19 protein-coding genes and 2 pseudogenes are annotated in these 20,419 nt (G+C 44.9%); 10 read left to right on the top strand and 11 right to left on the bottom strand.

Annotated elements, in window-relative coordinates:
* Positions 1-16: 16 nt before the first annotated feature.
* Positions 17-223, bottom strand: coding sequence for a hypothetical protein (locus tag AB4249_RS11480; protein ID WP_372103195.1), 207 nt, complete (start codon positions 221-223; stop codon positions 17-19).
* 32 nt (positions 224-255) lie between these two features.
* Entirely contained in the window at positions 256-426 is a 171-nt protein-coding gene (locus tag AB4249_RS11475; RefSeq protein ID WP_181136641.1) for a hypothetical protein, read from the bottom strand.
* 336 nt (positions 427-762) lie between these two features.
* Between AB4249_RS11475 and AB4249_RS11470 the strand changes: the two genes are divergently transcribed.
* The 4 genes from AB4249_RS11470 (at position 763) to AB4249_RS11455 (ending at position 5,382) form a co-directional block, all read left to right on the top strand.
* The gene (locus tag AB4249_RS11470; protein WP_017067063.1) at positions 763-1,719 is read left to right on the top strand and encodes an integron integrase; all 957 of its coding nucleotides are present in this window, start codon (positions 763-765) and stop codon (positions 1,717-1,719) included.
* Between the two features lie 108 nt (positions 1,720-1,827).
* The gene (locus tag AB4249_RS11465; RefSeq protein WP_372103192.1) at positions 1,828-2,727 is read left to right on the top strand and encodes a homocysteine S-methyltransferase family protein; all 900 of its coding nucleotides are present in this window, start codon (positions 1,828-1,830) and stop codon (positions 2,725-2,727) included.
* Positions 2,728-2,840: 113 nt separating this feature from the next.
* On the top strand, positions 2,841-3,851 hold the full coding sequence (locus AB4249_RS11460) for a Gfo/Idh/MocA family protein (protein ID WP_372103190.1): 1,011 nt from the start codon (positions 2,841-2,843) through the stop codon (positions 3,849-3,851).
* A gap of 10 nt (positions 3,852-3,861) precedes the next feature.
* Complete coding sequence (locus AB4249_RS11455) at positions 3,862-5,382, top strand: SgrR family transcriptional regulator (protein WP_372103187.1); 1,521 nt, start codon at positions 3,862-3,864, stop codon at positions 5,380-5,382.
* 96 nt (positions 5,383-5,478) lie between these two features.
* Here AB4249_RS11455 and AB4249_RS11450 read toward each other — a convergent pair whose 3' ends face one another.
* From AB4249_RS11450 to AB4249_RS11435, 4 genes are all read right to left on the bottom strand, one after another.
* A complete protein-coding gene (locus tag AB4249_RS11450; protein WP_372103184.1) occupies positions 5,479-6,573 on the bottom strand; it encodes an HDOD domain-containing protein in 1,095 nt (364 codons plus the stop codon).
* Between the two features lie 231 nt (positions 6,574-6,804).
* On the bottom strand, positions 6,805-7,860 hold the full coding sequence (locus AB4249_RS11445; protein ID WP_372103181.1) for an alcohol dehydrogenase family protein: 1,056 nt from the start codon (positions 7,858-7,860) through the stop codon (positions 6,805-6,807).
* Positions 7,857-8,375: a TetR/AcrR family transcriptional regulator gene (locus tag AB4249_RS11440; protein WP_065583851.1), complete on the bottom strand. Its 519-nt coding sequence runs from the start codon at positions 8,373-8,375 to the stop codon at positions 7,857-7,859. The genes AB4249_RS11445 and AB4249_RS11440 overlap by 4 nt, the downstream gene beginning before the upstream one ends.
* Positions 8,376-8,530: 155 nt before the next feature.
* Positions 8,531-9,664 carry a multidrug effflux MFS transporter gene (locus tag AB4249_RS11435; RefSeq protein WP_102428900.1) on the bottom strand — a complete coding sequence of 378 codons (1,134 nt, stop codon included), beginning with the start codon at positions 9,662-9,664 and terminating at the stop codon, positions 8,531-8,533.
* Positions 9,665-9,761: 97 nt separating this feature from the next.
* Between AB4249_RS11435 and AB4249_RS11430 the strand changes: the two genes are divergently transcribed.
* Positions 9,762-10,535 (top strand): helix-turn-helix domain-containing protein, encoded by a 774-nt coding sequence (locus tag AB4249_RS11430; RefSeq protein ID WP_017065211.1) that lies wholly within the window; start codon positions 9,762-9,764, stop codon positions 10,533-10,535.
* Positions 10,536-10,619: 84 nt separating this feature from the next.
* On the opposite strand, the pseudogene AB4249_RS11425 reads toward AB4249_RS11430, so the two are convergent.
* Positions 10,620-11,378: pseudogene (locus AB4249_RS11425) on the bottom strand (glutathione synthase); the annotation flags it as partial.
* A gap of 181 nt (positions 11,379-11,559) precedes the next feature.
* Positions 11,560-12,507 (bottom strand): LysR substrate-binding domain-containing protein, encoded by a 948-nt coding sequence (locus AB4249_RS11420; protein ID WP_372103177.1) that lies wholly within the window; start codon positions 12,505-12,507, stop codon positions 11,560-11,562.
* A gap of 120 nt (positions 12,508-12,627) precedes the next feature.
* On the opposite strand from AB4249_RS11420, the gene add reads away from it, so the two are divergent.
* Both add and AB4249_RS11410 read left to right on the top strand, forming a co-directional pair.
* Positions 12,628-13,626, top strand: a complete 999-nt coding sequence (add, locus tag AB4249_RS11415; protein ID WP_372103174.1) for an adenosine deaminase — start codon at positions 12,628-12,630, stop codon at positions 13,624-13,626.
* A gap of 170 nt (positions 13,627-13,796) precedes the next feature.
* A complete protein-coding gene (locus AB4249_RS11410; RefSeq protein WP_372103171.1) occupies positions 13,797-14,369 on the top strand; it encodes a sugar O-acetyltransferase in 573 nt (190 codons plus the stop codon).
* On the opposite strand, the gene AB4249_RS11405 is transcribed toward AB4249_RS11410, so the two are convergent.
* Both AB4249_RS11405 and AB4249_RS11400 read right to left on the bottom strand, forming a co-directional pair.
* The gene (locus AB4249_RS11405) at positions 14,366-14,560 is read right to left on the bottom strand and encodes a hypothetical protein (RefSeq protein WP_017072485.1); all 195 of its coding nucleotides are present in this window, start codon (positions 14,558-14,560) and stop codon (positions 14,366-14,368) included. The two genes, AB4249_RS11410 and AB4249_RS11405, sit on opposite strands and share 4 nt — an antisense overlap.
* A 37-nt stretch (positions 14,561-14,597) precedes the next feature.
* Positions 14,598-15,220 (bottom strand): annotated as a pseudogene (locus AB4249_RS11400) (HAD family hydrolase).
* A 277-nt stretch (positions 15,221-15,497) separates the two neighbouring features.
* Here AB4249_RS11400 and AB4249_RS11395 point away from each other — a divergent pair.
* Positions 15,498-16,205, top strand: a complete 708-nt coding sequence (locus AB4249_RS11395; protein WP_372103169.1) for a GntR family transcriptional regulator — start codon at positions 15,498-15,500, stop codon at positions 16,203-16,205.
* A 221-nt stretch (positions 16,206-16,426) separates the two neighbouring features.
* Here the strand turns inward: AB4249_RS11395 and AB4249_RS11390 are convergent, their stop codons facing one another.
* Complete coding sequence (locus AB4249_RS11390) at positions 16,427-17,626, bottom strand: enolase C-terminal domain-like protein (RefSeq protein ID WP_004732372.1); 1,200 nt, start codon at positions 17,624-17,626, stop codon at positions 16,427-16,429.
* A 260-nt stretch (positions 17,627-17,886) separates the two neighbouring features.
* Between AB4249_RS11390 and AB4249_RS11385 the strand changes: the two genes are divergently transcribed.
* Positions 17,887-19,320 carry a PTS transporter subunit EIIC gene (locus AB4249_RS11385; protein ID WP_017068132.1) on the top strand — a complete coding sequence of 478 codons (1,434 nt, stop codon included), beginning with the start codon at positions 17,887-17,889 and terminating at the stop codon, positions 19,318-19,320.
* Between the two features lie 113 nt (positions 19,321-19,433).
* Positions 19,434-20,402, top strand: a complete 969-nt coding sequence (locus AB4249_RS11380; RefSeq protein WP_372103166.1) for a sugar kinase — start codon at positions 19,434-19,436, stop codon at positions 20,400-20,402.
* Positions 20,403-20,419: the final 17 nt, after the last annotated feature.

The raw sequence follows: 20,419 nt of genomic DNA, 5'->3' as shown, positions 1-20,419 counted from the left end.
ACGCCATAGTCGTTTGTTATGTGCGTACTTTAACGGTGACGTACTTAGAAAGTTTGATACCTTTGCTAATCTCAGTACCGTAGGACTCATTAATGCCTGCAGCTTTAGCTAAAGCTTTACACGATACATTTAGGTTTTTGATTTGTTCAGCATACTGGATGCCAAACAAGTGAATCATTGCTACGGATTCGTTTGCAGGAGCATTCCTGTACATTTTTTCCAATACCGCTCCCAAGTCATTTAATGTCATGGCTATCACTCATCTTTATACTTGTCGTAAGTCTTGCGCTCATTTTTCTCCGCAAGCTTTAAAGCATCTTGAAATTCAGATTCAGCATATTCGTCTTTGATGCGTCCTGATCTAGCTTCCTCTCTGCGCCTAGCTCTTGGTTTGAGTATTGCTTCAACTATCGATAATAACTTCATATAACCTCCTAGCACATAACATTTTAATATTGTGCAAACACGAATCCATCCGCTTAACATATCAAAAAGGTCACTCATAACCAACTGAATGCTATGCATTTAATATAAAAGTGGGTCTAAACAATAAGTGTGAAAACGTGCAAGCACATATTGCCGACTATGTAACGCTCGGCCTCATTATTAACCACCCATAAATCTGCAGTATAATCAATAATTTAAAATAAGCCTCTCGTTAAATTCGTGCTCAATCAGAGTTAAAAACCACTCTTTTTAAAGTCATTAATTATTCAACAAGCAATAAACTGTCTGTATGTACAGATTTTGTGAGGGGAATATATGGCGAGTCAATTCATGCAGGCAATTTGCGAACATATGACGATGCGAGGCTATAGTCGCAAGACAATCAAAGCCTACTGTTACTGGATAAAATACTTCATTCATTTTCATAAGCTTAAACACCCTGAACAGATGCATGCCGCTGAAGTTGTCTCCTTTCTTTCTCATTTAGCTAATCAACAAAAAGTAGCCATCAATACTCAAAAGGTAGCTCTCAATGCTCTAGCCTATTTATACAATCAATTTATTAAGCAACCTCTAGGAGACTTAGGGTTTAGCTATGCGACTCGGTCTCGAAAAATTCCTAGCGTACTCAATCATGCGGAAGCTATCTCGGTGATCAATGAAATAGATCCTAAATATCAACTGTTTTTTCGCTTGTTGTATGGTTCAGGTTTGAGAGTATCGGAATGCCTGAGGCTTCGAGTACAAGATATAGATCTAAAACAAGGGTCTCTCACTGTTCACAATGGGAAAGGAAATAAAGACCGAGTGACAATTTTAAGTTTTTCACTCACTGAAGCTATACAAGACAAAATTTCACAAGTTGCAGTTCTGCTCGCTAAAGATAACTTGAATGGGTTTGGGCCATCTTTGCCTCACCGATTAGGTAAAAAATACCCTAGTGCCTATCGACAACTTGCTTGGATGTACCTATTCCCATCAAAATCCGTCACTCAACACTCTGAGTCGGGGATCGTATGCCGACACCACCTACATGATTCGGTACTCCGAAAAACGCTGAAGAAGGCGACTAACTCTAATAAATTGCGCCACAAGCGAATTAGTTGTCATACTTTCAGGCACAGTTTTGCTACGCAACTTCTAAAGTCAGGCTCCGATATCAGAACGGTTCAAGAGCTACTGGGGCACAGTGATGTTAAGACAACTCAGATTTACACTCACGTTATTGGGCAACACTTTAGTGGCACGACTAGCCCGCTAGACGGCTTATAACGAAACTCCCTCATCGATAGTTGAACCTTGGCTTGATGGCTTCTGTCTGACAAGGTTGTCTGCTATGGTGGCGGCAGAACTTCAGCAATTGTTTAGATAGTATTGAATATGAAAACACTAACCATACTTGATGGCGGCATGGGCCGAGAACTCAAAGAAATTGGCGCGCCATTTTCTCAACCGCTTTGGAGTGCTCAAGCGCTGATTGAAGCACCCGAATTTGTTAGCCAAGCGCATCAAAACTTTGTCGATGCAGGTGCTGAAATCCTAATCACCAATAGCTACGCGTGTGTGCCTTTTCACTTGGGTGCAGAGCTGTTCGAACAACGAGGTTTTGAACTAGCCGCACTGTCTGGTGAGCTGGCTAAAGCAGTTGCTAACAATGCTTCTCACACCGTAAAAGTGGCGGGCGCGATTCCACCGCCATTTGGCAGCTACCGACCAGACTTATTTAAGGTAGAAGAGGCGGCGCCAATCATTCAAACGCTTTACGATGCCCAGGATCCAAACATCGATCTTTGGATAGCGGAAACCATCTGCAGCCTGCAAGAGTTCGAATCCATTCATGCGGTTCTTAAGCAGTCAGATAAGCCGTGTTACTACGCATTCAGTTTGGAAGATACCAAGGGCGATTCTGCCAATATTCGTTCTGGCGAGAGCGTAACAGACGCCATCAAACTTGCCTGCCAATCAAACACGACAGGCATTATGTTTAACTGTTCAGTGCCTGAAGTGATGGATCAAGCCATTATCGATGCCAAGAAAGTGATCGATGAGCTAGGCAGTGATTTAGAAGTTGGTGTCTATGCCAACAATTTTGCGCCTATCAGCAACGAACATGAAGCGAATGATATGTTTCAGGAGATGCGTGAGCTGGATGGCCAAGGTTACTTAACTTACGCTAAACGCTGGCACGCACTGGGCGCGAATATTATCGGTGGCTGTTGTGGCATCGGGCCAAAACACATTAAAGCCCTAACCGATTGGAAACACTCAATACAGAGCTAATCCTGAGCTTCAACTAGAATAAAATAAATAGAGAACAGGTTGAGAAATCTGTTCTCTATTTGTATGTGACGTCTCTGAGTACACTGAGACAAAACAACGATTTGGAGCAACAGATGAGCGACACGCAACGCAAAATAAAATGGGGCATCGCAGGGCTAGGCAATATCGCCAATCGATTCGCAACCGCAGTCACAGAGCACTCTCTGCATGGTGAGCTTGATGCGGTTGCCGCCAGAGATCACTCACGCGCAGCCACGTTCGCCAACAAGTTTGCTTGCGACAAGGCTTATGGTTCTTATGAAGAGATGGCGAATGACCCAAGTGTTGAAGCGGTTTACATCGCTACGGTTCACCCATACCACCAGCCACTCACTGAGTTGTTTCTAAAGAATAAAAAACATGTATTGGTCGAGAAGCCGGCTTTTACCAACCTTGCTGACTGGCTTGAGATGAAAGCTCTCGCGAAGCAAAATGGCGTGATGCTGTTAGAAGCAATGAAAACCGTGGTGTTTCCCGCATATCGTGAGCTCCAATCATTCTTGGTCGATAACAACATTCAGATAGATTCAATCGAAGCCAGCTTTGGTAACCATCATGACTATGAGCCCGATTTGTTTATCTTCAATCCGGATTTGTCAGGCGGAGCAACACTCGATGTTGGGGTCTATGGGCTTTGGTTCTTTTACGATCTGTGCCGAACGCTGGGTGTAAACCCTTCAAAACCTCAGGTAGAGATGTCGTGTCTTTATGAGGGAGCGAATGTTGATACCAATGCATGCTTTACATTCTCTAGTGATATAAGCGGTAAGATATCGGCATCAACAGTGCAAAACCTTCCCCGATCAGCACACTTGAGTGGACCTGAAACCAAAATCACCATTCACGAAAAATGGTGGAATCCGGCCTTTATTGAGATTGAACATCAAGGCAAAAAGTCGACCATTAACTACCGAGTGACAGGGAATGGATTCGAGTTTGAAATCGACCATTTTTCAGATTTGGTGCTTCAAGGCAAAACTGAATCGAATATCCTGAGCTCAGAGATAACCTCTCGAGTTCTCGATACGATGGAAAACGCACTGATTGATTCTGGCTATTCACATTTAACTCAACCTCGTCGTTAGGAAAAGCAAATTGGGCAACCTTAAGCGTAAGCTTGAACTGTATGAAAAGATATTTCAGGCTTTTGGGCCTGGAGTATCACACTGTCAGGTCAACCAACTGGCCACACTGCTGCACGTGAGTGAACGTCACGTTCAGACCTTACTCAAAGCGATGACAGCACAAGGCTGGATTGAGTGGCAAGCTAGCTCAGGCCGCAGCAAGAAGGCACAACTCACGTGTCTGGTTGAACCCATTGAGGCGTGTTACCAATACGCACAAACCCAAGCTGACGCAGGCAACATAGAACAGGTGTTTAGCACCTTGAGCTTCAACGGCCGCAATGCTGGCACTGAGTTGCAAGCCTTTCTAAGCAATACCAATCCGTCGACGCAGAATATCGCGTACATCCCGTTTCACCGAGAGCTCGAGGCTCTTCACCCTCAACGAGTACTTAGACGCACCGAACGCTTCCTAGTGATGCAAGTTTGCCAACGCCTTACCACCGTTCAGCACGGCAAACTCAGCGGCGATCTGGCTTATCATTGGCAGCCTAATCAAGATGCGACACAGTGGCACTTTCAAATTCGTAATGGTGTTCAGTTTCATAACGGAAGAACACTCGAACCTCAAGACATAGCGCGCAACCTTAACTCGCTCTGCCAAAGCAAAATATGGCGTCGTTGTTATCAGCATATTGATGAGGTCTCTATCGCGGCATGCAATGTGGTTGTCGTGAAACTGAATCAACCTGATTGGCATTTACCACGCCTACTTGCCAGAACTGAAGCCTCCGTATTTGATCCCTCATCACCGACTGATAGGCTGATTGGTTCTGGCGCGTTCTCATTAGACATTTTCTCGAGCAAGATGTTGAGATTGAGCCGCAATAACGCGTATTCACAAAGCACGCCGATTCTCAATCGAGTCGAGTTGTGGGTCTATCCAGAATGGGCACAGAGCAAAGCCTGCGCTCAAAATCAGGTGTGCGTGAAACTGCCCGAAAAGACGACCACAGTGCGTTGCGATAACCATGCTTCCCAACCGGATTTCGGCTCAACCTTCTTCAAGATTCAAAGCCCGATGTTGTCGAAAACCGTTCGTGAGTTCACCGTTGAAGACACCTCTGAATGCCAAACCCTTTTCGATCAGTTGTCAGTATCCGGCGACCACAAAACCAGCGTGGAATATGGGCACTACCTAACTCACTACCTAACTACCAAAGACGTCGCGCTGTGCAGTATTATTGATGAGAACGACACCTTCACTTCGTGGTTAAGCTTTTTCACTCGCTTCCCGTTTGAGGAATTAACTTTACCTTCTGAGATGCTAGAGACAATCGAACAAGGCTTAGCCTCAATAACAAACCAGCCCAACTTTGAGTTAGCAATGAATGCACTGTTGGTGCTTCGGCATTGGTTGCATGAATCTGGAGTTGTGGTTGAGCTCAAGCAAGAGGCGTTCAACTTAGAGGTTTCTGAAAAGATACACGGCGCACAAGTGAATGGTTTCGGTTGGTGCGAACTCGACAAGCTGTGGATTAGCCATTTGTAAGCGTATTTCGTAGCTGAATGTATTTCACAACCTAGCCCAACCAAGTTGCAACCAATCATTATGTTCAGTCACAGCGTAGGTCGAATAGGCTAAGGGTTAGCTCACTAGCGATAATTCAGACTCTTTATAGATACGGTTAGCCACTTTGTATGCAGCCGGAGACATCAGTGTCTCTTTGCATCTGCGCTTAAATTGCTCGACTTCAATCGTTTGTTCTTCCAGTAAATAGCACAGCTCACTCAAGTAGTTAGCTTCAAACACAGCTTGACCAAGTGGTGTGCATTCGTATCGGCTCGACTCTTGGTAGCCAATCGCGGTCAACACTGATTCTGGCAGTTCCCAGAACTTAGCAATGGTGTAAGTCAGGCGAATGGAGTAGCTGTTCATCAGGCGCTTCAATGCTAACGAGTTAGGTGGAACAGAAGGATCAACATGCTTGAAGGCTTCTACCATCATCTGGAAAATGATCATCTTGCCTAAGTTGCGAATTAACCCAACAAAATACGCCGCTGCTTGCTCTTCTTGAGATGAAGAGTCTTTCATCAACTCCTTAGAAAACGACGCGGTTTGAACACTGTGATTCCAAATTTTCTCACCGAAGTGACGCCAGTAAATATTGTTCCCCGGCGTGAAGTTCTTCATGTAAGAATTAACCACGCCTTCAATTAGCCCTTGTGAACCCATATTGAGGAAAGCAGTTTTTAAGTCAGTAACTTGTTTTTCACTGCGTTTGTAGAAGGCGCTGTTAGCCAGTTTAATCACATCGGCAGCCATACTCGGCTCGCGCTCAATCACTCTTAACAATGCATCGACATCAAACTCGTCGCTCTGTAATTCTGCCATTAACGTGGTTACAGAGGCTGGCATCACTGGCAGTTCATTAAGCAGGGCTTTTGGAGAGCGAATCAAACGTTCGATCTGACAAGCGACAAAATCACTAAATGGGTCTGACTCCGTGCGAAGGCGAGACTCTCCAAACAAATAATCAAGGAACTCACCATCGTGAAGGCTAAGCGTCTTATCGACGATTAATGATGATGGCTGAGTGGACGACGGCGGAACAAAGATTGAAGACTGAACAGAATCAGTAGCAACGATTTGTTGTTGCTCTTGTTGGGCAGGCTCTGCAGAGGGTTTGTTTTTTGAATAAACAAAAGGTGAGAATAGTGCCTGCAATACCCTTTTAAACATCAATACGGCTCCTAGATGATTATCAAACAGTTCGGGATATATAACGGCGGTGATTATCGCACAGGCAACTCATAAACCATACAGTGATAAATGAATCATTAACCTTTCAGCTGTATAGGATCTGTTACCCAACAATTTGCTCAGCTCCTCGGTATTCACCAGGAACAAAAAGAGCGAGCAAATAAAGCTTGCTCACTCTTCCATCAATCTAAACCGTGAAGCTGACTAAAACTAGCGTTCTGCCACTTCCAACACGATCTTACCAACATGCTTTTTCTTTAAGAACTCATCTTGCGCTTTATGGATATCGGCTAGCGGATAAGACTCTGCAACGATGGCGCCAATCTGCTGTTTCTCGATACGATTAACCAAGTTTTGGAATACTTGCGGTTCTAAAACCGTGCAACCAAAAAAGCTGAGGTCTTTGAGATACAAAGTTCGCACATCAAGCTCAACCATTGCACCACCAATCGCACCAGACACAGCATAACGGCCATGTGGTTTCAGCACTTCAAGAAACTCTGGCCACTTGTCACCAGCAACTAAATCGATCACCACATTCACGCTGCTTTCGCCTAGCGCGTTAACCAAATCTGAATCACGGGCAATCACTTCATCAGCGCCAAGTTCAAGTAACTGTTGGTTCTTGCTTGGGCTAGTGATGGCAATAACATACGCGCCGCGAGCTTTTGCTAGCTGAATAGCCGCAGAGCCCACACCGCCCGATGCACCTGAGATAAGCACGCGATCAGGTTCAGCCACATTGGCACGAGTTAGCATGTTCTCTGCTGTTGAGTAAGAACATGGGAAAGACGCTAGCTCAACATCCGACATGGTGCTGTTCACCGCGTAAGCGTGCTTAGCTGCTACTTTGGTGTATTCAGCGAAACCACCATCGCATTCAGATCCGAAATACCATGGCTGTGGCAGATCTCGTCCATAAACCTCGGTCAAACAAGGCTCAATCAGAACACGCTCACCAATACGGTCAACTGAGACTTCATTGCCGACTTCCACGATAAAACCACACACGTCAGCACCTTGGATACGAGGGAACTTTAGCGCTTCACCCGACCAACTGGCATCGTCTGAATCATCACTTTTTGCATACCAACCGATTCGCGTGTTGATGTCAGTATTATTAACGCCTGCAGCCATGACTTTGATCAGCACTTCATTAGGTTCGATTTGAGGAACCGCGATATCTCCGCGGTAGCCAAGCATTTCTGCCCCGCCGTGCCCCAACATCTCTACGCCTTTCATTGTTTTCGGTAGTTCGAATTTCATCGTGTTTCCTCGAGTAATTTTGTCACCATATTCTGTGCCGATGCCACTGCTTCTTCGCCTAAGACTGGCCACGCGCTTGATACGCCTTCATGAAGTAAAAACAGCGGTGTCGCGAGATCCTCTCGCAGGCTCTGCTTGCCTATTAGCAAACGAACTTGTTCTTTATGCTGTGTAACCGCTTGGCTGATAAGCTCATTATCGGGAAACGCGGCCATCGCATTCATCGACATACACCCATGTGGCGCATACTCTTCTAACCATTGTTGGAGCTTGTTGAAGATATGAGTAACCGATGCGAGCCCCTTTTCAGGCGACGTTTCCAACAAGAAATCTAAGTAGCGTTGGTGTCGATATTCCAAGGCACCAACGATCATCGCTTCTTTTGAAGGGAAATGTTTATACAAGGTTCTTAGGCTTACATCGCACGCCGTTTTCAGCTGTGCAACGCTCGGCTCAGCAAAACCTTGCTGGCTAAATGCCACCTCTAAGCTTGCTGCAATCTGTTCTCTCAACATAGTGCTCTCTCAATACCCGACAAAGGGTAGAATGATTGTTCTACCCACAGAGTAGAACGATCACTCTACCCCTGTCAATATCCAAATTTACAAACCAAGAAATGATAAATTCCGCGCCAAACAGGACACGGAATTTATCAATACAGATGAGAGACTTAGCGTTTAAGCTGGAGTCGACTGCGTATCGTCACCAGAACAGATAACGCGCCACAAAGTACCAACACTACACCTAGATCTTGGAGCATTCCCGCTAAAGCGAGCCCTGAGCCGATCAAGGTGTAATACATCAAACCAAACAGTGCGCCTGCACTTCCTGCTTGAGATTGGTAACGTACCAACGCTCGGCTCAATACATTGGGAATCGCAATGCCAAACGCCATAACCACCAACATCATTGGAAGCAAGAACCAGATCGTGTGTTGTGAAAAATACACACCCACCGCACCTAATGTTTGAAGCCCTGCTGCGATACCAATCAGAGACATTGAAGACACTTGTCTCTTCAACAATGTCTTGTTCACCAAGCTTCCCAACAGAGTCCCGAACCCAAGCACAATGCCGCTGTAGCCAAACTGCTCAACGCTAAATCCAAGTTGAATGAAGGCAAATGAACCCAATTGATAATAGGAAAACAGTGCAATATTGAACGACGCAACCAGCAACGCAGACATCCATATATTGCTATCTTTGATCATGTGAATACTGAGTGACTTTAACTGCAATGGCTGCTTAGATTGTTGCGTTTCAGGCAATGACCATAGGCTATGTGCCAACAACGCTAACACCATAATAAACAAGGCAATAAACACATATTGATGCCCGCCCGCTTGGCTTAGTTGACCGCCAAGAAGCAGCCCGATGATTGGACTAATCGACAGCCCCATCCCCATGTAACCAAACACCTTGGCCAGTTCCGCGCCGCTAAAGGCATCGCGCAACATGGTTTGTGTCACCACCGAGCCCACCGCAAGCCCGAAAGCACCCATGGCTCTGGCTATCATCAACCACGTAAAGCTGTCGGTTTGCATAGCAATAAGTGCTGAACAGGCGAATAACCCCATGCCCAGTAACATGGTTGGTCGACGCCCCCATTTGTCTGCCAATATGCCCCATACCACAACACCGAGCGCAAACGCTGAGAAGTAGATCGAGAGGGTTTGCGCCGCTTGTGCGTAACTCACATCAAAGGATTTCGATATTGAATCCAGAGTCGGGCTATAGATGGTTTCTGCGATTTGAGGGAACATCAGCAATAGCACCATTTGCCATAAAGAAGGTTTTGTTTTCATCATTTTTCCAAGACCAGTGAACTTGACGAGGAGTCTAGGGGAAACTAACCTTGGCTCGTTAACAACATTAAAACCAAAAACAACAAGATTAGGACAAATGGCATTAATCAGCGAAACGATTGAGTTTGATGCAGACAGCTTACCTGCGCCCGTAATAGGGATTGCGGCAGAGCTAGGTCAGCATGATTCAGGAATACATCACCACGTAAAAGGACAGTTGCTGTATGCTCCGCAGGGTTGCATCACCTTGACCTTAGAAAACGCCATTTGCATTTTGCCGCCGACTAAAGCCGTGTGGATCCCGCCTTATACCAAACATCGCGCGCAGATGACCAATGTGGTTGCTTATCGGTCGCTCTATTTTGATAGCAGTATTTACACCTGCCCAGAAGCGATTGAAATTGTGGAAGTGAATGAGCTTTTAAAAGCCCTGATCAATAAGATGGCTTTCTGGGATTGGGATGTTGCCCGCGAGCAAACCACCAATACCGCCAACCTATTCTGGGAAGAGTTTTACAGTGCTAACCAACACTCGTTTATCTTGCCACTACCGACAGATCGCCGCTTTAAAAGCTTTTGCAAACAAGTCCGAACCGCTTCCTTTCTTGCCCCAGCCCTCTCGACATTAGCGAACTCGGTTGGCGCAAGCACCAAAACGATTACTCGATTATTCAAAGCCGAAACAGGCATGACTTACCAAGAGTGGCGACAGCAATGGCGCTTGTTTAAAGCGATTGAACTGCTCTCAGAAAACCGACAAGTCGTTGATGTGGCTCATCTGCTAGAGTTCTCATCCAACAGTGCGTTTATCGCTTTTTTCAAACAGCAAACTGGACAAACCCCGTTGGCCTTTACCAAGTTAGGGGCGTGATTGTTGTTATCCAAACTCTGAAGTTTTACTGAGCTCAGATACAAAAAACCAGAACATGAGTTCTGGTTTTTAATGCCGATTCAACTAATCAATCAACATCAACGAATCGAGAATCCCTTTGCCACTGTGGATTCCACCTTCATTTTCGCTGGCAGGTTTACTGCGGATCAAGTAACCCGCGTAGCCGTCTAGCTCTGTTACTGGTTCACCTTTGAAGTAAACGGTGAACAAACCCACTTCGCTGACTAAGTCTGTCACGAGCGTTTGGTGAGTGTCACGCACTGCAATGGTCGGCACGTCACGTTCATGCGGGTACAAGCGCTGCATCAATGCCCACGCGTCGTACTCTTCTGGTTTAAGCAGGCTCAGTTGTTCGCTGATGTCGTCACCAAAGACACAATGGCCTCCGCCCTCGCCTTGGTTTTTTAGCACCCATTCTTGCTTGTTGGCTTGCGTGTTAAACCATCCAATCGACTCACTAGTTATTGGCTTCATATCGGCCAAGACACTCTTGACCAGTTCGGTTTCTTCTAGCGTTAAGCCCCAGCGGGCGTATTCTGTTGCTGGCATCATGGTCAGCAGCATTTGCATGGTTTTACTGGTCGCTAGTTGCTGGCTGATGGTCGCGTTCATTGCGACATGGTGTTGCTCCATAAACAAGCGAGTCTGACTTAGCGTGTGGCAACAAACTGATTCATTGAGCTCTGGAGCCCAGTAATCTGAATACTGGTAGCCAGCTCTTAGGTACACCACATCGACAGCGCCGACATCTTTCAATAGCAGGCGTTGATTATCGCCCGATGAAAGCTGACAGCTCAATTGTTCAAAGGTGCGACGAACCGTGCATAATTGCCCACTCACAAGCATCTTCAATGACTTGTTGCGGAATCGATGGCATTGGATTCATTTAGATATCTCATTCTTGGCGGGCATTTGGCACCCGTAATAAGACAATGCTCATTCGAAAAAGACGAAATAAATTTAAAAAACTTATTTCGCCGTTTTGATCATCGTAGCTCGCGGTTTACAGCTGAGGTTCTTGGGTCTTATTGACTATGAGGTCGCGAAGCCATTTGTGGCTTGGTTCAGAATCAAAGTAACGGTGCCAAAGCAAAAACAAACCACCGGGAACCAACTCAATAGGAATCGGCTTCATCACCAGTTCGCCACTCTCAATATAGTCACGAACCGAGTTGTACGGATAACACATCAGCAAATCGCTTTGTTTGCACAGCTTTACTGCGCTGGTGATGTCCGACACGTTGGCGGCTTTGTTAATTTGAAGCTGTTTGGCTTGCAAGATTTCCAGTAGCAACCAGTCGCCAACGCCACCGGTCACCAACTGAATATGACGGTATTTAAGGAAGGCTTGCAGATTCCACTCTTCTTGAAGTACTGGGTGATCATTTCGCATCAAGCACACAGAGTAATCTTGCAGCAACTCGACGTGGTTTAGCTCGGCAGGGATATTTTGAATGTGGGTGCTAGCCCTTTCATCGAGCTCAAAAATTCCAATCCCGAAATCGACCTCACGCTTTAGTAAGCGCTTAAAGGTTTCGCTGCTCCAAGTAGTGCTGTTTACCGTAATGTTCGGCGCATCTGCTAGCGCGTTAGGCATAAATTTAGGGTAAATCGCGGTATAAGCGGTTTCAACAAGATCGATATTAAAAGTGCGCTCGCTGTCTTTCGGCTCAAAAATGTCCGGCACGGTTAGCTGTTCAACTTGCAAAAGGATCTGATGAATCTTAGGCGCTAAAGAAGTAGCTTTCGGGGTTGGAAACAGACCTTTGGATTCTCGCTCAAATAGCGGATCATCAAACAAAGCTCTCAGCTTAGTGAGCTGTTTACTTACCGCAGACTGGCTCAAAAAGAGTCGCTCTGCTGTTTTACTCACACTTCGCTCTTCAATAAGAACGTGTAGGCAAAGCAGCAAATTCATGTCGCATTTAAGTAAGCTTTTAACATCTACCATGATATTCCCTAAATTCAGGTTAATGATGATTAATTGTCACTTTAAATCATATCATGGTCTTGGTAAATTTAGCGCATGTGAGTTAACACGCTCAAATAATAATAGAATTAAGGAATACTCATGGATTTTCTAGCACTACCAAAGATTGATTTACACTGCCACCTAGACGGAAGTGTTCGCCCAGATACGATTATTGACCTAGCAAAACAGTACAATATCGAACTACCTGAAGATCGCGACGCGGTTGTTCAATCTCTAACGGTGCCAGAAGATTGCAAAAACCTAGATGAGTATCTGGCTTGTTTCAGCCTGCCGCTACAAGTGATGCAGACTGAAGAAGCAATTGAGCGTATCTCTTTTGAGCTTTACGAAGACGCTGCACTAGAAAACGTTAAGTACCTAGAAGTTCGTTTTGCACCGATTCTTCACGTAAACAAGGGCTTGTCTCTTGATGCGATCATCGCAAGTGCGGTGAAAGGCATGAAACGTGCAGAAGAGAAGTACGACATCAAAGGCAACTACATCATGTCTGTACTGCGTATGTTCCCGAAAGATTCGATCAGAGATGTTATCGACGCTGGTAAACCATACCTTGGTAAAGGTGTAGTTGCGTTTGATATCGCAGGTGGTGAAAAGCCGGGCTTCTGTGTTGAGTTCCCTGAATACACGCAATACGCGATCGAGCAAGGTTACCGTGTGACGGTTCATGCTGGTGAGCAATGGCATGGTCAGAACGTTTACGATGCAGTAACACTGCTTGACGCTGAACGTATCGGCCACGGTGTTCACATCCAAGGTAACGAAGACGCATACAACATCGTTAAAGAGAAGCAAGTTGCGCTTGAAACTTGCCCAACAAGTAACGTTCAAACTAAGTGTATTCACAAATTCAGCGACCACCCAATTGCTGAATTCAAGAAAGACGGCATCGTTGTGACTATCAACACAGACAACCGTACTGTGTCGAACACAACCATGACTAACGAAGTGAAGCGTGTATGTGAAACGTTCGGTCTAACTAAAGAAGACTACGCAGAGATCTACAAATACTCTGTAGAGAGCGCTTTCGCTTCAGATGAAGTGAAGCAGCACCTAATGGGTTTCGTTGAGCAAATCTAATTTGTAGAGCTTGCCTTTGTTAAGTTACGCCTAAGTTAAGTTAAGTTTGGCTAAGTTAAGCAAGGCTCACATAGAGCACAAAACAGGAAGAGAAAGGCTTAGGCTTTTCTCTTTTTTTATGTCCAGTTATCCGTATTCTAGTACCCATGTTGACTAGTGAGGTGCAAGCGATGAAAACGAAAACAGAACTCGAAAAAATGCTGTCCGGCGAGATTTTTGATGGCGCAGACCATGAGATAGACCACATGCGCACTCACGCCAGCAAGGCGCTATCAGACTTGAATCAATGTTCAGACGATACTCAGCTACCAAGTCTTCAGGCTAATCTGTTTGGTAAAGTAGGAAGCAGCGTTGTCCGTCCCCCTTTTCATTGTGAGTTTGGCAAAACCATCGAAATTGGTGACGACACCTTTATCAACATGAACGTGGTGATGCTTGATGGCGCGAATATCAAAATTGGCAACAATGTATTGGTGGGGCCAAGTGCCCAATTTTACACAGCCTCTCACTCACTGGATCACCTCAGTCGTCGTAAGTGGGAGACTTTCTGTCTACCTATTACAGTCGAAGATGATGTTTGGATTGGCGGAAACTCGGTCATCAACCAAGGCGTTACGATTGGCGCACGCTCTGTTATCGCAGCGAACTCAGTGGTTAACAGTGATGTACCACCAGACTGCTTATACGGTGGCACGCCAGCCAAGCTGATTCGGCATTTGAATGCCGAACAAACTCGCGATTAAACAAGAAAGCGCGTATCCAAATCTAAAAAAGAGCGATGTTTCAATAGCATGGCTCTTAATCTAATTATCAGCGTTGTTTTATCGCACGCTTGTTCACCGCGAATTTGAAGCACGACAGCCGCAACTAAAACCAGCGCTGATATAGTCAAAAACAAGAATGCAACGATAGACTTAGGTGGGTATCTTTTCATTTTCTACACCCTCAAATTTAACTCACTCGCCAAGGTGTCAATCTAATAAATTAACGCCAAGCGCCTGCAAGCTGTTTTCACACTGAACGGCATCGGTAAACTGGATAGCAGCCATACCCACAGATCTCGCACCTTCAACGTTATAAGGCATATCATCAATGAAGACGGTTTCTGAAGCTTTAAGCCCATAATTAGATAACAGCACTTGGTAGATTTCAGGTTGTGGCTTAAGCAAACCAAGTTCAGCAGATACTGCCGCACCATCAAACAACGCCCAAAATTGATAAGTATTTTTTAAGTATTCAACAATCTCGACCACGTTGTCGGTAAGTGCATACACACCATACCCAGCACGCTTTACGCGCTCGATAAGGTCGACAGAACCATGCAATAAGATCTGCGTTTTCTTAACGTAATAAAACAGGCGGTCGCACTCTAATGAAGATAAATCGAGCTCTTGTTGGTAGCGAAGTTTGGCTTCATTTTCGGTTAAGAACCCTTTGTTCAAATCCGACCAAATCGCACTTTGGAAAATCGAAAGCGCTCGGGCTTCAGGGTCGGCAATGTTCCCAAACGTTAGTTGAGTAATTTCCAGCGGCGACCAACGCACAATCACATTACCCACATCAAATACGACATTTTGATTTGATTCGAACTCATACCCTACTCCTGAATTAGTCACTTAAAATAGCAACAACACAGACATTAAATGCCGCACGTTAAAGTTCATAATCTTGTTTTACAAAATGAGGACTAGAATCACAAGATGTAATCAAGTCAGCGCAAAAGGTGGTCACTAGTACCCCTAACTAACCCTATTTATCATCACCCACTTAACCTTCTATGTTACAATTATGAGTCATTCAGAGCGTACTGAATCCCTGATTTAGTTCACTATTCTTTAGTCACAGTGAATACACTTTAAAGTTATTGATCTATGAAAAAGTACGAGTTAGTTGTCCAAGATATTGTGAGCAAGATCTGTCAAAACAGTATCAATCATAAGCTTCCCGCGGAAAGAGAACTCTCTGAAATATATGGATTATCTCGTTTCACGATTCGTAAAGCACTAGCCAAGCTAGAGGCTATTGGCATGGTGAAATCTAAGGTGGGGTCTGGTTACTTCGTCAACGCTTCTCTCATTGGTACAGCACTGGTGTACAACTCCATTACTGAAAACAGTTTTGAAGAGATCTCTTATAAAAAGCTCCAGCTAAATAAAGCGCTACCCGATAACCACGAACAGCAGATTTTTTCTTTAGACGACAATGACTACATTTGGAAAATTAGACGTCTTCGATTGATTAACAATAAAGTAGTCCAGATTGAAGAAGCCAAGATCCCTGTCAGTGTCTTCCCAGAGATGAATGCCGAGATCATTGAAAGCTCAATCCAGAAACATGCGCTAGCGAAAGGCCTTCAGATCGATAGCTACTTAACGACCTACCAAGCGATCAATGTTTCTAAAGAAGATGCAGAGCTACTTGGCTGCAAAAAAAATGCAGCAGCGATGAATATCACCAACCGAGGTTTCTTGGCATCGGGTGAACTGTTCATCGTCAGCGATATTATCGATATCAATTACCAATGCACCTACCACACGCCTTTTAACAGTGAGAGCATGAGCTTCCGAGATAAGAAGTAATAATTTATTTAGGTTCCCACCATTTTAGTTAATTTAAATAACTAACCCAGTTAAGTATTTACAATCAAAAACCTATAAGTTAATAACTGTACTCAAATATTTATTAGTTATAATCTTGCTATATAAAAATAACTTATAGACCTTTGATCAATTTAATTGAGTAATTAATACTAGTCAAAAAAATGGCCGCTTTAAGCGGCCATTTTAATTAACTCGATAAGTTATGGAGTGTGAATCGCGCCATCAGGAAGGCGACTTTGAGTCCACTCGTGGGGGCGATACATAACAGGGAACTCGGCTGCAACCTCTCGGTCGATTTCAACACCAATACCTGCGATTTCAGAAGCGTATAAGTAGCCATTAATTGGCTCTGCAGCGTTCGGGAATACCTTGTGTGTATTCTCGTTGTACTCGACATGTTCTTGAATGGCAGCATTGTGTAAATGCACATTCAAATGCGTGTTTACCGCTGCGCCAATTGGCGTCATATCTGGCGGGCAATGCCATGCAATACGAACACCGAAGTTCTGACATAGATGGCCGAGTTTCAGAGCTGGGGTAATACCACCAATCTGTGAAACATGGCAACGAATGAAATCAATGCGGCGGTTAGCAATCAATGATTTCCACTCTTCAGGGTTATTAAATAACTCCCCTAAACCTAATGAAACTGAGCTCTGGCTGCGAATATTATCCAACCATTCCGTTTGATTTGGCGGCAGAATATCTTCAATGAAATACGGCTTATATTGCTCGACTTCCTTCGCAAATTGTATCGCTTGGTTCGGGAATAGGCGCTCATGAACATCATGAAGAATATGGAATTGGTTACCATATTTCTCTCTCAGCGACTTAAACATCGTTAGAGTATTGTCCATGTACTGATCTTGGTCGTAGTACGAACCTTCAGTCGGGTTTTGAGTGGTATGCAAATCCGTTGGAACGCCGCCATAGAAACCAAGCTGACAACGAATGTGCTTGTAGCCTTTGTCTAGGAAAGATTCCACCAGCTCATAAATCCCTTCCATCGTGTCGCTCGTCGCGTGTGTGTATACAGGAATAGCATCACGAGACTTACCACCAAATAACTGGTGTAACGGCATACCCGCCAATTTGGCTTTAATATCCCACAGTGCCATATCAACACCGGAAATTGCATTATTGATAACAGGGCCATTTCGCCAATAAGCGTTGACCATCATCATTTGCCATAAGTCTTCAATATTATTGGCGTTTTTACCAATAAGAATAGGTTTTAAATATTCATCGACCATTGTTTTTACAGCAAGCGGTCTTTGTTGGAATGTCGCACAACCAAACCCTGTCACGCCTTCATTCGTTTCAACTACCACGGTAATGAGGTTGTGTCTGTCTGGTTTAGTAATAATACAATGGATATCAGATATAATAGTTTCTTTCACAATTAAATAACCTAAACTTAAGTCAACTCCTATTATCTAACCGCTTTAAAAACCACATTTCAAGCGCTAATTTTGCGTAAAAATAATTGGTACGTTAAGTGATTTTTTTTGATAACCAAAACATACCAATTGGCCAAAAACGGTGAAAAAATAATTTTTCGGATTTTAAGTGTGATTGAGATCTCTTTCTACTGCGTTGGATTTAAATTGATTGTCGTTATGATTGCTCGAGTTAAATATATTCCAATAACAGGTGTAGTATGCAAATGGTAGAAAAAAGTGATGCCGTTATTAATAACTCGAAGTCATCATCGAAGAAGAAAAATTTCAAAGAAAATATACAGTTATTAATCACTGCACTTGGTGGTGAAGACAATATCGTGAGTATCACGCACTGTATGACAAGGCTGAGATTCAAATTAGCAGACGAGTCGCTGGTAGACGAAGAAGCAATCAAGCAGATCGCAGATGTGAAAGGTGTGGTACTTCAACAAGGCCAAACTCAAGTCATCATCGGTGTTGAGGTCGAGAAGTGGTTCAACGCGCTATCAAACACTCAACAAGCTGACGCTAATCCGGCTGATGAACTAGAGAAAGGCAAGCTGTTCCAAGGCGTGATGCGTATTGTCGCAGGCATCTTTGGTCCGGTTGTACCCGCAATCGCTGGCGCGGGTATGTTGATGGGCCTGTTGTCTGGTCTTATTGCAACCAATGTTATCTCTGAAACCTCAGACACAGTTTATTTCTTCCGCTCGATCTCTGTTGCTGTGTTCTTCTTCTTACCTATGCTGGTTTCTTTCTCTGCCGCTAAGGTATTCAAAGTAAACGAATACATTGCGCTTGCTGTCTCTTCAGCAATGCTAGCGCCTCTGCTTGTTGATAAAGCAACAATGCTAAAAGACGCAGGCGCTGCTCCGGAGCTGACCGTTCTTGGCGTGGTTCCTATTGAGCTGCTCAACTACGGCGGCGCGATTGTTCCTGCGATTCTAGCAATCTGGTTATTGTCTAAAGTGACTCCGTTAGTTGACCGCCTAGTTCCTTCTTCTGCGAAGCCTGTATTTACACCACTGCTTGCCTTTACGGTAACTTCGACCATCACGCTATCATTTGTTGGCCCTGCTGGTATCTGGCTAAGTAATGGCGCAGGTTGGGTGATGAGCTCACTACTGGAAATCTCTCCGACGTTAACAGGCTTTGTGTTTGGTCTAACTCGCCCGATCACCATCGTATTTGGTATCCACCACAGCATGACGCCAATCAGCCTGAACAACTTTGCACTGTATGGTAAGGATCTACTTATGCCAATCATGTGTTTGGGTAACATGGCAATTGCTGGCGCGACAATGGCTATCTGGCACAAGCAACGTAAAACGGTTTCTAAAGAGCAATCTTCAATTACGATGGGCTCAAGTGTTACCGCTATCTTAGGCATCACGGAACCGGCTCTATTTGGTGTACTCACGAAATACACCAAAGCGATGATGACCGCGAGCTTGGCTGCAGGCGTGTTCGGTGCTATCTCGGTAACAATCGATACGCACTTAACAAGCTACATTCTTTCTTCTGTATTCAGCTTGCCAGCTTACCTTGCAGGCGGTACGCAAAACTTCATTCAAGCACTGATGGGCGTGGTGGGTGTATTTGCACTGTCTTTCGTCCTAACGATGTTGTTCGTAAAACTAGACAACAAGTAATCGGCTAGTCTCACTCCCGTAAGATTAGAATCGAAAAAGCATGACCATATCTCATTATGGTCATGCTTTCCTCAATACGAACAAACCCAACCTTTCCTTTCTAAGGCTATATTATGACCCACATCGCAATCATCGGTGAGTGCATGATTGAACTGAATGGGGCTCCATTTGGCGACATGCATCAAAGCTATGGTGGAGACACATTAAACGCGGCAATCTACTTGAACCGCAGCGCTGCGGTTAGCAACCCCATGAACTGCAATAACACTGCGAATCCAGCGATGCGAACTAGCTATGTCTCGGCGCTTGGCTCTGACGCTATCAGCCAAGAGATGCTTAACCGATGGCAAGATGAAGGACTATCAACCGAATTCGTGCTTATTGACGAGCAGCGTTCACCCGGGCTCTATCTCATTCAACTCGACGATGTTGGTGAGCGCACCTTCCTATACTGGCGCAACGATTCGGCGGCTCGCTACATGGTACAGCACCCCGATTTCGATAAGATAGCCAACCAACTTCACGATGTTGATATGGTGTTTCTGAGTGGCATTTCCCTCGCGATACTGCCACTCAGCGATCAGCTAAAGTTGCTCACTATCATTGAAGGCCTGCGTGAACGTGGCGTTACCATCGCCTTTGATAGTAACTACCGACCAAAACTATGGGAATCAGAAAGCGCGACCAAAGAGTGCTATCGACTGGGTTATCAAACCACTGATATCGCCTTGGTTACCTTTGATGATGAACAGCAACTATGGGGCGACCAAACACCTCAAGACACCATCGACCGACTACACAGGCTTGGCGTGCAGACCATCATTGTAAAACTCGGTGCTGAAGGCTGTTTGGTCAGTGAAACTCCAGCCCAAACACCAAGCCTAATTGAAACCACGCCAGTAGAAACCGTAGTTGATAGCACTTCAGCAGGCGATTCATTCAATGGCGGATTCTTGTCTTGCTATCTATCTGGCGGCTCTGTTCAGCAAGCCTGCCGCAAAGGCAATGCACTGGCGAGACTGGTCATTCAACATCACGGCGCAATCATCCCAAAACCCATCACCGACACTCTTTCAAACTGATATTAAGAAGTAAACCC

Origin of the sequence: Vibrio sp. 10N.261.55.F4, from assembly GCF_041470465.1 — a bacterium.
Lineage (GTDB): Bacteria > Pseudomonadota > Gammaproteobacteria > Enterobacterales > Vibrionaceae > Vibrio > Vibrio crassostreae_C.
This window is presented reverse-complemented; position numbering and strand designations above follow the sequence as displayed.